The sequence below is a fragment of the Methylobacterium sp. TK26 genome, from assembly GCF_055361565.1.
This window is the reverse complement of record NZ_CM143965.1, coordinates 3,784,694-3,796,169: the sequence shown is the minus strand read 5'-3', so window position 1 is coordinate 3,796,169 and position 11,476 is coordinate 3,784,694. Positions and strand designations below refer to the sequence as shown.

Below are 11,476 nucleotides of genomic sequence, written 5' to 3'. Positions count from 1 at the left end.
CTCACCGCTCCTTGAACGACATGAGGCGAAACTCAGTCACCACGTCTGCCTGCACCTTCACATAGAGCGTCAGGCCGGCGACGGGTGCGTGATAGACATCCTGCCAGACGCGATGGTCGGCGAAGGTGGTCATCGACTTCACGAACATCGCGCGTTCGAGGCCTGCGATCGTCGCGGCGATGCCGTGCCGGTCGAACCCCAGCGCCGTGGCATCGCGCAGCGCGGAAGTCGTGATCGCCAGCGTCTCCCCCGCGCCAAGCACCTGCTTGACCGCATCGAGATCGTAGGTCGGCCGGCGCTTCTCCATAGCAGGTTACGCTGCCACCATAAAGGTGGCAGATCAATGTGTCGCTACGGTTGCGGCGACACCGGCTCCGGGGCGGCCGGGGCGGGCGCTTCGCTGCGCTCGCGGGCTTGGCGCTCGGCCTCCTCGGCGGCGAGCTTGTCCGCGTAGGCCCTGAGGGCGGCCGCGCGGGTCTTGTCGAGTTCGATCCGGTCGCGGCGGCGCTGCCGCTCGATCTGATCCGCCTCGTTCAGTTCCAGCGATTCCAGCTCGCGCTGCAGGACGAAGGCCGCGAGGCCGGTCGCCAGGGAGCCGGCATCGAGGCTCCGCGCCGGGTCGGCGAGGCTGCCGGTCAGGGCGTACTGCACCGAAGGCGGGCCCGCCGGCCAGCCCGGGGGCACCGCGCCGCCGGCGAGGGTGCCGCGCGCGTCGAGGCGGCCCTCGCGAAGATCCTCGGTGACGCTGCCGGTCCAGCGGGCGGGGCCGAGATCGATGTCGAGGGGGCCGGCCCGCAGCACGCCGCCGACGATCGTGGCGGGGGCCGAGACCGGCGCGGGAGCCTGCGCCCCCGCCTTGCCGAGTTCCTGCGAGACCAGGGCACCGAGCCGTCCCTCGCGCAGCGGATCCTCGGCCTCGGCGGACAGCGCCAGGGCGCGGCCGAGGGCGGCGGGATCGAGCCCCGAGACGGCGAGGTCCTTCAGCGTCAGGCGGCCGCTCCCGGCGAGGTTGGCCGCCAGCGCCGGCAGGGCGTTGGCGCTCGCCGCGAACCGCATCCCGGCGGTCAGGCGCCCGGTGAGCGCGCGGCCCCCGGACAGGGCGGCGAGCGACAGGTCCTCCGCGCTCCCCTCCCCCGTCACGGCGAAGCTGTCGCCCCGGCGCGCCAGGGTCGCGGTGCCGGAGAGCCGCCCGTCCGCCAGCCGCGCCGTCAGGCCGCCGAGGGTGAGGGTGTCGGGCTCCAGGCCGAAGGTGAAGGCCGCGTCCGAGGCGACGAGCCCCCGGCCGAGATCGAGGCGCGCGACACTGAGGTCGAGGCTGCCCTGCGGCCGGGCCGGCAGCGGGCCGGGGCGGCCCCCCTCCTGCGGCATGAGAAGCGCGGCCGCGAGGCGGGGCAGCGACAGCTGGGCGAGGCGCGCGCGGCCGCGCAGGGCGCCGTCGCCGCCATGGATGAGCGTGCCCTCGACGGCGGAGCCCGCGATCGCGCCGGAGACCGCCGCCTGCGGATCGCCCCCGTCCGCGGACAGGGTCGCCGTGAGGTCGGCGGGCCATGCGCCTGGCTCCAGCCGCGCCGCGCCCGCGAGGGCGAGGAACGGGGCGAGGTCGGCCGTGCGCAGGCTGATCCGCCCGCCCTCCGGCGCCGCGCCCTTCGCGGGCAGGAGGATCGGCTGGTCGGTGCCGATGGAGAGCCCCGCCACGGTGCCGGCGAGGGTGAGGGCGAAGCCCGTCCCCTCGGGCTCCTTCGGCAGGCGCAGTTCCGAGACCGCGCCGCGCGGCTCGGCGGTGAAGCGAAGGTCCGCCGGCTGTTGCAGCCCGGGGATGTCGGTGCGGCCGAACCACGATCCCGCGCGGGGCGTGGAGAGCGTGCCGTTGCCGGCCAGGAACCGTCCGTCGCGGCTGCGCACGGCGAGGTCGAGGGTGCCGCCGCCGGCCTTGCCCTTGGCCTGCACCCGCAGGCCGCCGCTCTCCGGCGCGTCCCGGTCGAGGACCACGGCGAGGTCGAGGGGCGCGGTGCGCAGGAAGGCGGGGACGGCCTGCAACTCGTCCGACCACACCCGTTCGAGCAGACCGACCAGGGGCGCGGCGGCGGGGGCCTGGAGCCGGCCGGCGATGCGGCCGGTGCCGTCCGCCGCGAGGGAGCCGGAGAGCTTGGCGCTGGCGCCCGCGAGGTCGGTCACGTCGAGGCTGTCCACCACGAGGCGGCTTCCGTCGGACTGGATCCGCGCGGCGATGGTGCCCGCCCCGGAGCCGACGCTGCCGAAGCGCACGTCCTTCGCCTGGAGGGTCAGGGCGAGGTCCATGTCGCGCAGGGCCGAGAGGGCCGTGCCCGAGGGCGGGAGGGCGGCGATGTCGAGGCCGTTCGCCAGCAGCTGCGCCTCGAACCGGCCCCGCGTGCCGGCCTCCGGGGCGACGTAGCGGGCATTGCCGCTGAGGCGGGCGGTGCCGAACCCGGCGCGCAGGTTGCGCAGGGAGAAATCGGAGGACGAGGCCGCGACATCCGCCGAGAGGTCGAGGGGCCGCCCGTCGAGCAGGCTCAGCCACGGCCCCTCGGCGCCGAGGCGGCGCAGCAGCCGCCCGAGGGCGTCCGACTGCTTGGCGAGGAGCGAGACCGGGCCGGTGAGCCGCAGGGGCGCCCCCTCGATCTCGCCGCTGGCGGTGATCCGCGCCTCGCCGGGGCCGGTCGCGGCGAGGCGGCGGATCAGCAGCCCGCCGCCCCGCTCCGCCGTGCCCGAGACCGCGATGTCGCTCCATTCGGCGGCCCCGAAGGCGGCGCTGTCCACGGCGACGTCGAGATCGAGCATCACCGGCAGGCCCCAGCCGCCGCGCGGGATGCCCCGCGCCAGCAGGCGCCCGCCCTCGGTGGAGGTGAGGAACGCGTCGAGATCGAGCCGGCGCGCCTTGAGGGCGAGGGCCGCCCGCCACTGGTGCAGGTCGAGGCGGCCGGTCCCTTCGAGGCGCAGGGTCTTGCCGCCGGGGTCGATGTCCACGCTCGCCTGATCGAACCGCACCTGCGTGCCGCGCGACTTGAACGTGCCGGCCAGGGTGAAGGGCAGGTAGGCGCCGGCCGCCTGGCTGGGCGGGCCGACGACGAGCCGGGCGGTGCCCTCGGCCCGCACGATGCTGGCATCCGAATCGGTGTCGTCGAGGGCGAGCCCGAACCGCGCATCGACCTCGAACAGGGGCGAGGCGTCGCCGCCGCCGGAGATCTTCACCGGCAGGCGGCCCTCGGGATCGGGCGTGCCGCTGACGGCCCGGAAGGGCACGCCGCCGCTCGTGGCCTCGACGCGCCAGGGGCCGACGAGGGAGGGCGCCTGCACCCGCACGTCGTCGGCGGTGAACTGGTCCGTCCGGCCGGTGGCGCGCACCGCCGTGGTGACGAGGAATTGCTGGATGTGAAGGCTCTCGATGGCGAGATCCTTCGTGCGCAGCCCGTCGAGGAGGCCGCGCGGCAGGTGGACCGATTCGCCCTCGCTCACCGGCAGGCGGATCTCGGCCCGGCCGACCCGCGTCTCGGTGAACCGCGCCTCGCCCTTGAGGAGCGGGGCCAGCGCGATCTCGGATTTCACGAAGCGGGCGTCGAGGGCGGGGCCGTCCCGCCCGCCGACCACGAGCCGGTCGACGCGCAGGCGCGGCGAGGGCAGGAGCCGCACCTCGACCCGGCCCTGGCTCTGCACCGGCACCCCGAGGGATTGCGACAGCGTGCGGTCGATGAAGGCCCGGTGGGCCGTCCAGTCGATGAAGGGCGGAACGGCGAGCGCCGCGATCAGGACGAGGACGATCGCGCCTGCCAGCGCGGTCAGCAGATCACGCACCGTTCCCGTTCCAGACCTCGCCGCGTGCCCCCGTGGGCCGCCCGCCCGCGCCTATAGCATGAAGGGGGCGGGCCCGCGCGAGCCCTCAGCGGCCCGTGGCGCCGCCGGCCCTGGGGATGGGCGTCGGGACGGGCGGCGGGGTCGGCGCGCTGCGCGGCTGGGTCATCGTCGCGCCGCTGTTCGCGGAGGGGCCGGCGCCGATCTCCTGCGAGCGCTGGGTGCTCATCCGCGACATCGAATCGTTGGCGGCGTTCGGGTTGCCCTGCTGCACCTGCGCCAGAGCCGGGGCGGCCGTGAAGGCGAGGGACAGGGAGAGGGCGGCGAGGGCGGTGAACGGACGCATGGGGGACCTTCCGGTGTCGGGTGTCGAGACGTCTGACGGGTCAAGCGGCGGCCGGCGGCGGGGTTCCGGCCTCGACGCCGTTCGCGATTTGGTCCAGTGAGGGACGATGCAGAACCGCCCGAATGCCCTGCCCGCCGCGGACGGCCCCACCGCTTCGATCACCGCCCGCGCCCTCGGCACGCTGCGGCGGGATTCGGACGGCTATCTCGACGGGCTGAACCCCGAGCAGCGCCTCGCCGTCGAGACGACGGAGGGGCCGATCCTCGTGCTCGCGGGCGCGGGCACCGGCAAGACGCGGGTGCTGACCACGCGCATCGCCCACCTGATCACCACCGGCCGCGCCCGGCCCTTCGACATCCTGGCCGTGACCTTCACCAACAAGGCCGCCCGCGAGATGAAGTCGCGGATCGGGTCGCTGATCGGCCCGGCGGGCGAGGGCATGCCCTGGCTCGGCACCTTCCACGCCATCGGCACCAAGATCCTGCGCCGCCACGCGGAGATGGTGGGGCTGAAATCCGACTTCACCATCCTCGGCACCGACGACCAGCTTCGCCTGATGAAGCAGGTGCTGGCCGACCAGAACATCGACGAGAAGCGCTGGCCCGCCCGCGCCCTCGCCCACACGATCGACGGCTGGAAGAACCGCGGCCTCTCGCCTGAGCAGGTGCCGCCGGGCGAGGCGACCTCCTTCGCCTTCGGCAAGGGCGGCGCCCTCTACACCGCCTACCAGGCCCGCCTCGCGACCCTCAACGCGGTCGATTTCGGCGACCTGCTGCTGCTCTGCCTCAAGCTCTGGCGCGAGAACCCGGACGTCCTCGAAAACTACCAGGAGCGGTTCAAGTACATCCTCGTCGACGAGTACCAGGACACCAACGTCGCGCAGTACCTGTGGCTGCGCCTGCTGGCGCAGAAGCGCAAGAACGTCGCCTGCGTCGGCGACGACGACCAGTCGATCTATGGCTGGCGCGGCGCCGAGGTCGACAACATCCTGCGCTTCGAGCACGACTTCCCCGGCGCCACCGTGGTCCGGCTGGAGCGCAACTACCGCTCGACGGGCCACATCCTCGCCGCCGCCTCCGGCCTCATCGCCAAGAACGAGAGCCGGCTCGGCAAGACGCTGCGCACCGAGGACGAGCCCGGCGAGCCGGTGACGGTGACGGGCGCCTGGGATTCCGAGGAGGAGGCGCGGCTGCTCGCCGAGGCCATCGAATCCCTTCAGGTGAAGAAGCACCCGCTCTCGGAGATCGCGGTGCTGGTGCGCATCTCGGCGCAGATGCGCGAGATCGAGGACCGGTTCGTGCAGCTCGGCCTGCCCTACCGGGTGATCGGCGGCCCGCGCTTCTACGAGCGGGCCGAGATCCGCGACGCGCTGGCCTACCTGCGCGTCACCATGAACGGCAGCGACGACCTCGCCTTCGAGCGGATCGTCAACACGCCCAAGCGCGGCCTCGGCGACGCCACCTTGCAGCAACTGCACGGCTATGGCCGCGCCGAGCGGGTGCCGCTGCTCACCGCCGCCCGCCGCCTGTGCGAGACCGACGAGCTGAAGCCCAAGGTCCGCCAGACCCTGCGGGCGTTGACCGAGAGCTTCTCCCGCTGGGCGCGGCTCGTGGAGAGCCAGCCGCACAACGAGGTCGCGCAGACGATCCTGGAGGAATCCGGCTACACCGAGATGTGGCAGAAGGAGCGCTCCGCCGACGCCGCCGGGCGCCTGGAGAACCTGAAGGAATTCGTCCGCTCCATGGAGGAATTCCCCGACATGGCCGCCTTCCTCGAACACGTCTCCCTGGTGATGGAGGCGAGCGAGGCCGAGGGCGCCGACCGGGTCTCGCTGATGACGCTGCACGCCGCCAAGGGGCTGGAATTCGACACGGTGTTCCTCCCCGGCTGGGAGGACGGCCTATTCCCGAACCAGCGCGCCCTGGACGAGAGCGGCCGCGCCGGCCTGGAAGAGGAGCGCCGCCTCGCCCATGTCGGCCTCACCCGCGCCCGCAAGCGCGCGAAGCTGTCCTTCGCGGTCAACCGGCGCATCCACGGCCTGTGGTCCTCGACCATCCCCTCGCGCTTCATCGACGAGTTGCCCGCCGCCTCGGTGGACGTGGTGGAGGCCCCCGCCCATTACTCGGCCGGCGCCTCGCGCTTCGACCGGAACCCGCAACCCTTCGGATCGAGCTACGGCACCCCCGGCTGGCAGCGGGCGCAAGAGCGCACGAATGCCAATACCGGCGGGCGCGGCTTCGGCGCCTCCCCCGGCCGGCGGGGCACCGCCTCGTCGGGCCCCCGGCAGATCGAGGGCGAGTTGATCGCCAAGTCGACGGGCACGCCCTCCGCCTACAGCGTGGGACAGCGGGTCTTCCACATGAAGTTCGGCCCCGGCGAGGTCGCGGCGGTCGACGGCAACAAGCTCACGGTCGATTTCGACAAGGCGGGGCGGAAGATGGTCCTCGACAGCTTCGTCCAGCCCGCCTGAGCGTGGCCGCCGGGACACGGCGAACCGTGTGATTCGCCTTTCTGCCCCCCCGGCCCGAAACCGTCACCCGCGAGTCACACCCGGCGAACAAATCTGCCGCGCAGCCGATTTTGGTGTGTTGGTTGCTTCGCCGGCTCCGTTCCGGGGGAGAAATGGTTTACTCTCCACAGGCAACCTTCGAAGCCCTGGAACTTCGATGTGCGCCAAGAATTGGCCCATCGTTATGCTTGAGAGTAGCAGGAGTACGTAGACTAAGTCGGTTCAGGTACACGTCCAGATAGGCCAGCCCCGTTGGAGTGTTGACCCATGAAGAGACGCCGCGCACGCCTTGAATTGGTTGAAGACCGAACGACCCGCCTCCACCGCACACGGTTCGACGAGGAGCGGCACCTCAGCCCGATCCTCCCCCTCACCGATCGCCAGGCCGAGTATCTCGAAGCCCTCGGCCGCTCCCCCCAGGTCATCGTCCTTGGCCCCGCCGGCACCGGCAAGACCTACATCGCCGGAACCCGCGCCGCCGACCAGCTCCGCCAGCGCCGCATCGCCAAGGTGGTCATCACGCGGCCCAACGTGCCCTCCGGCCGGTCGCTCGGCTTCTTCCCCGGAACCCTCGAAGAGAAGATCGCCCCCTGGGTCGCCCCGCTCACCGAGGCGATGAAGGAGCGGATGGGGGCCGGCGCCTTCGAGATCGCCCTCAAGGCCGGGGACATCGAGATCGTCCCCTTCGAGGTGATGCGCGGACGCACCTTCAAGAACTGCCTCGTGATCCTCGACGAGGCGCAGAACACCACCACCAACGAGATCAAGATGTTCCTGACCCGCATCGGCGACGATTGCCAGGTCATCATCAACGGCGACGTGTCCCAGACCGACCTGCGGGAGACCTCGGGGCTGCGCACGGTGATCCACCTCGTGAAGAGCCGGATGATGCCGATCCCGATCGTGGAGTTCACCCGCGCGGACATCGTCCGCTCCGGCATCTGCGCCGAATGGGTCGCAGCTTTCGAGGAAACGAATCTCTGACCTGACCGTTACACACGGCGGACCGGCACAGGTCCGCCGTGCCTTCGCGGCACGAGACAACTCCCCCGAACCTCCCCCTGCGGGAGGACAAACCGGGTGTCATCCCGGCAAACGGAAGAATTGGAGTCTCCCTCGTGAGGAAACTGACCCTGACCGCCGCCGCCTTCGCGTCCCTGTTCGGCGCGGCGCTGGCGACCCCCGCCCTTGCCGTCCCCGCCTCCCCGACCGCGATCGCCGCCCCCGAGACCATGACCACGGACGTGCGCATGACGCCGATGGAGCGCCGGATGATGCACCGTCGCATGGAGCGCCGCATGATGCACCGGCACATGGAGCGCCGCATGATGCGCCGCCACATGGAGCGCCGGATGATGCGTCGCGGCATGTGAGCCGTTCGGCGCCTTCCGGTCGCGACCGGAGGGCGCCCCCCTCTCCGACGACGCACAGATCCGAGCCGGGCCGGCGTTGCCCCGGCGCCGCAAGATTCTTATGTCGGGGCGCTTGCGGTCCCCGGAATTGCCAGCGCCGCCGGCGCGGCCTCCGGCGACCCCTCCGGGAGACGGACGATGCCCCCCTCCAACCGCCTGTTCGACGACCTCGCCCGCCTGATGACCGACGCCGCCGGGGCCGCCCAGGGCGTGCGCCGCGAGGCCGAGACGGTCGTCCGCGCCCAGGCCGAACGGCTGATCCGCGACCTCGACGTGGCCTCCCGCGAGGAGCTGGACGTGCTGCGCGACCTCGTCACCACGCTCCGCACCCAGAACGACGCCCTGACCGCCCGCGTCGCCGCCCTGGAAGCCAAGGCGGGCCCCGCCGCCGGGGTCGCGGGCCTGAGCGAAGGGGCTTGATTTCGGCGGAAATGGTTTTGCACAGGAAGCCGCCCCGGCGATTCCGTTTCCTGTTCACCGATCCCGCAATCGGCTTTGTGTCGCGAGTCGCGCCCGGTTTATATTGGGCCATGGACTGATTCGGGGCAGGCGGAAGGATGAGAGCGCACGTTTCTTAGTCGTTCTCGTCGTCCACCTCCCTATCAGCCAAACAACTCTCGATCTCGGGGCGTCGATGCGCCTCTCGTCACGTCGTCATTGCGCCGGCACGGGCAGTATCCGCGCCGTCAACTTGGATCGTCATGCCGCTGCTTCACATCGACTATCACGATCCGAACCGGACGGAGCACCCGCTCGACGTGGTCGAACGGCTGGCCTCGCTGCGTGACTGGATCTTCGACCGGGCGGAAACGGACGAGATGTCCGTGAACAGTCCCGGCCGGTGGACCGACTATCATGTCGCCTTCACCTGGATCGAGGACGTGGAAGCCCTGCACGTGGCCTGCGCCTTCGACCTGAAGGTGCCGGAGCGCCGCCGCCCCGAGATCCAGAAGCTGATCGGCCTCGTGAACGAGCAGCTCTGGATCGGCCATTTCGACCTGTGGTCGAGCGACCATGTGGTGATGTTCCGCCACTCCCTGCTCCTGGCGGGCGGGGTGGTGCCGACCCAGCCGCAATGCGCGACCATGATGAAATGCGCGGTCGATGCCTGCGAGCGCTACTTCCAGGCGTTCCAGTTCGTGCTCTGGGCGGGCAAGAACGCCCGTGAGGCCCTCGACGCCGCCCTGTTCGAGACCGAAGGCGAGGCGTGAGCGCCCGGCCGGGCATGCCCGCCTCGCTGATGCTGGTCGGCGCGGGCAAGATGGGCGGGGCGATGCTGGCGGGCTGGCTGGAGTCCGGCCTCGACCCCGCCGCCGCCACCGTGCTCGATCCGGCGCCCTCCGAGGCGATGGCGCGGCTCTGCGCCGGCCGGGGCGTCGCCCTCAACCCGCCCGACCCCGCCCCGGCCGCCGTGCTGGTGCTCGCGATCAAGCCCCAGGGGCTCGACGCGGCCGCGCCCGGCCTCGATGAGCGGATCGGGCCCGACACCCTCCTCGTCTCCGTGCTGGCCGGCAAGACCGTCGCCGACCTGCGCGGGCGCCTGCCGGCGGCGCGGGCCGTGGTGCGGGCGATGCCGAACCTGCCGGCGAGCATCGGTCACGGCGCGACGGGGGCCTTCGCCAACGGCGCGGTCTCCGAGGGCCAGCGGGCGAGCGCCGACGCGCTGCTCGCGGCCTCGGGCCTGGTGGCGTGGCTCGACGACGAGGCGATGATCGACGCCGTGACCGCCGTGTCGGGCTCCGGCCCGGCCTATGTCTTCCTCCTGGCCGAGACCCTGGCCCAGGCCGGGATCGCGGCCGGGCTCGCGCCGGATGTGGCGACGCGGCTGGCGCGGGCGACGGTGGCCGGCGCGGGCGCCCTGCTCGACGCCGACGCGACCGAGGCCGGCGCCCTGCGGCAGGCCGTGACCTCCCCCGGCGGCACCACGGCGGCGGCCCTTCAGGTGCTGATGGCCGAGGACGGGATGGCGCCGCTGATGCGCCGGGCGGTGGCCGCCGCCCAGCGCCGCGCGGGCGAATTGTCGGGCTGAACCGGGGGGCCTTCTCTCTGCGGCATCCCGCGCCCGCCCCTGACATGGGGCGGTTCCGCGCCTAAATGGGGAGCAGGACAGAACCGGAACGACGACCTGCGATGACTGATCCCAAAGGCCCGACCAAGCGCCCCCGCAAGGCCGCCGCGCCCGCCGCTTCCGCCGCCGCCACCGAGGCGCCCGCCGCCGCGCCGGAGCGCGAGGAGGCCCCGGCCGCCCCGAAGCCGGCGCCGCGCGAGGCCGCCGTCGAGGCGCTGATGCGGCTCGCCGCCGAGCAGCCCTGGAACGACATCGAGGTCGGCGACATTGCCCGCGAGGCGGGGATGACGCTGGGCGAATTGCGCGAACTGTTCCCCTCCAAGGGCGCGGTGCTCGGCGGCCTCGCGCGGATCATCGACCGGAAGGTGCTGGAGGGCGACGGCACGGACCTCGCCGACGAGCCGACGCGGGAGCGCCTGTTCGACGTGCTGATGCGCCGCCTCGACGCGATGACCCCCTACAAGACCGCCCTGCAGCGGATCTCCTACTCCCTGCGCGGCGACCCGTTCTCGCTGCTCGCCCTCAACGGCGTGATGCTGAACTCGCACCGCTACATGCTGGCCGCCGCCGGCATCGACACCGAGGGGCCCCTCGGCCAGCTCAAGCTGCAGGGCGTGGTGATCGCCTTCGCCCGCGTGACGCAGGTGTGGCTGGAGGACGAGGATCCGGCGCTCGCCCGGACCATGGCGCGGCTCGACAAGGAGATCCGCAACGGCGAGCGGTTCATGGAGCGGGCGGAGGACGTCCGCCGCCTCACCGCCCCCCTGCGCGCCGTGGGCCGCTCCCTCCTCGACCGCCGCTCGCGGGCGGATCGGGAGGACAATCTTCGCGACGAGCCGCCTTCCTCGACCTCATCCTGAGGTCGTGGAGGGTCGGATCGGAATGCGTCTCAGGACAGCCGCCCGGCCAGCACGTCCCGCACGGTGCCGACCACCTCGCCCCCGGTGAGGCGGTCGCGGTCCACGGTAAGGGCGTCGGGGATCATGTCGGCGATGCCGTCGTCGGTGTCGTCGCTGGCGAAGACGATGCGCAGGTTCGGCCGCAGCACCCGCGCCTCCACGGCGAGGCGGCTGCAGCACAGGCTGCCCTGCAACGCCGTATCGATGACCAGGACATCCACGGGCAGGCCCAGCGCCAGCACCGTCATCGCATCGACCCCACGGTCGCAGAGCGTGGCCTGATAGCCGACGCGGTGCACATGCGCCGCCGCCTCGTCGCGCCAGCGCTTGTCGCGCCCCACCACGAGCACCTGGATGCGGTAACAACCCCCGGTAGCGGAAGGAAACCGTACGGAGGCTCCGACGGCGGGTGATCCCATGCGCGTTAGACCATCA

The 11,476-nt window shown here is 72.4% G+C and carries 11 protein-coding genes; 7 read left to right on the top strand and 4 right to left on the bottom strand.

Going from position 1 to position 11,476, the window contains the following annotated elements; genetic code table 11:
- Position 1: 1 nt before the first annotated feature.
- The 3 genes from ACXJ1Y_RS18470 to ACXJ1Y_RS18460 all read right to left on the bottom strand — a co-directional run bounded on the left by ACXJ1Y_RS18470 (position 2) and on the right by ACXJ1Y_RS18460 (position 4,153).
- A complete protein-coding gene (locus ACXJ1Y_RS18470; protein ID WP_463847585.1) occupies positions 2 to 307 on the bottom strand; it encodes a type II toxin-antitoxin system MqsR family toxin in 306 nt (101 codons plus the stop codon).
- A 44-nt stretch (positions 308 to 351) separates the two neighbouring features.
- A complete protein-coding gene (locus tag ACXJ1Y_RS18465) occupies positions 352 to 3,810 on the bottom strand; it encodes an AsmA family protein (protein ID WP_463847584.1) in 3,459 nt (1,152 codons plus the stop codon).
- Positions 3,811 to 3,895: 85 nt separating this feature from the next.
- Complete coding sequence (locus ACXJ1Y_RS18460; protein ID WP_463847583.1) at positions 3,896 to 4,153, bottom strand: hypothetical protein; 258 nt, start codon at positions 4,151 to 4,153, stop codon at positions 3,896 to 3,898.
- Positions 4,154 to 4,259: 106 nt separating this feature from the next.
- Here ACXJ1Y_RS18460 and ACXJ1Y_RS18455 point away from each other — a divergent pair, with 106 nt between their 5' ends.
- The 7 genes from ACXJ1Y_RS18455 (at position 4,260) to ACXJ1Y_RS18425 (ending at position 11,002) form a co-directional block, all read left to right on the top strand.
- The gene (locus ACXJ1Y_RS18455) at positions 4,260 to 6,623 is read left to right on the top strand and encodes an ATP-dependent helicase (protein WP_463847582.1); all 2,364 of its coding nucleotides are present in this window, start codon (positions 4,260 to 4,262) and stop codon (positions 6,621 to 6,623) included.
- A 306-nt stretch (positions 6,624 to 6,929) separates the two neighbouring features.
- Positions 6,930 to 7,646: a PhoH family protein gene (locus ACXJ1Y_RS18450; RefSeq protein ID WP_463847581.1), complete on the top strand. Its 717-nt coding sequence runs from the start codon at positions 6,930 to 6,932 to the stop codon at positions 7,644 to 7,646.
- A 134-nt stretch (positions 7,647 to 7,780) separates the two neighbouring features.
- Positions 7,781 to 8,035: a hypothetical protein gene (locus ACXJ1Y_RS18445; RefSeq protein ID WP_463847580.1), complete on the top strand. Its 255-nt coding sequence runs from the start codon at positions 7,781 to 7,783 to the stop codon at positions 8,033 to 8,035.
- A 177-nt stretch (positions 8,036 to 8,212) separates the two neighbouring features.
- Positions 8,213 to 8,494: an accessory factor UbiK family protein gene (locus ACXJ1Y_RS18440; RefSeq protein WP_243959242.1), complete on the top strand. Its 282-nt coding sequence runs from the start codon at positions 8,213 to 8,215 to the stop codon at positions 8,492 to 8,494.
- 281 nt (positions 8,495 to 8,775) lie between these two features.
- On the top strand, positions 8,776 to 9,285 hold the full coding sequence (locus ACXJ1Y_RS18435; RefSeq protein WP_243959244.1) for a type III secretion system chaperone family protein: 510 nt from the start codon (positions 8,776 to 8,778) through the stop codon (positions 9,283 to 9,285).
- 14 nt (positions 9,286 to 9,299) lie between these two features.
- Positions 9,300 to 10,103: a pyrroline-5-carboxylate reductase gene (gene proC / locus ACXJ1Y_RS18430; RefSeq protein WP_463850165.1), complete on the top strand. Its 804-nt coding sequence runs from the start codon at positions 9,300 to 9,302 to the stop codon at positions 10,101 to 10,103.
- Positions 10,104 to 10,204: 101 nt separating this feature from the next.
- On the top strand, positions 10,205 to 11,002 hold the full coding sequence (locus ACXJ1Y_RS18425) for a TetR/AcrR family transcriptional regulator (protein ID WP_463847579.1): 798 nt from the start codon (positions 10,205 to 10,207) through the stop codon (positions 11,000 to 11,002).
- Positions 11,003 to 11,031: 29 nt separating this feature from the next.
- Here ACXJ1Y_RS18425 and ACXJ1Y_RS18420 read toward each other — a convergent pair whose 3' ends face one another.
- A complete protein-coding gene (locus ACXJ1Y_RS18420; RefSeq protein WP_463847578.1) occupies positions 11,032 to 11,382 on the bottom strand; it encodes a response regulator in 351 nt (116 codons plus the stop codon).
- Between the last annotated feature and the right edge of the window lie 94 nt (positions 11,383 to 11,476).

Bases quoted from the DNA above. Each gene is read 5' to 3' on its own strand.
- ACXJ1Y_RS18470 (WP_463847585.1), bottom strand. From the start codon at position 307: ATGGAGAAGCGCCGGCCGACCTACGATCTCGATGCGGTCAAGCAGGTG.
- ACXJ1Y_RS18460 (WP_463847583.1), bottom strand. From the start codon at position 4,153: ATGCGTCCGTTCACCGCCCTCGCCGCCCTCTCCCTGTCCCTCGCCTTC.
- ACXJ1Y_RS18455 (WP_463847582.1), top strand. From the start codon at position 4,260: ATGCAGAACCGCCCGAATGCCCTGCCCGCCGCGGACGGCCCCACCGCT.
- ACXJ1Y_RS18450 (WP_463847581.1), top strand. From the start codon at position 6,930: ATGAAGAGACGCCGCGCACGCCTTGAATTGGTTGAAGACCGAACGACC.
- ACXJ1Y_RS18440 (WP_243959242.1), top strand. From the start codon at position 8,213: ATGCCCCCCTCCAACCGCCTGTTCGACGACCTCGCCCGCCTGATGACC.
- ACXJ1Y_RS18435 (WP_243959244.1), top strand. From the start codon at position 8,776: ATGCCGCTGCTTCACATCGACTATCACGATCCGAACCGGACGGAGCAC.
- proC (WP_463850165.1), top strand. From the start codon at position 9,300: ATGCCCGCCTCGCTGATGCTGGTCGGCGCGGGCAAGATGGGCGGGGCG.
- ACXJ1Y_RS18425 (WP_463847579.1), top strand. From the start codon at position 10,205: ATGACTGATCCCAAAGGCCCGACCAAGCGCCCCCGCAAGGCCGCCGCG.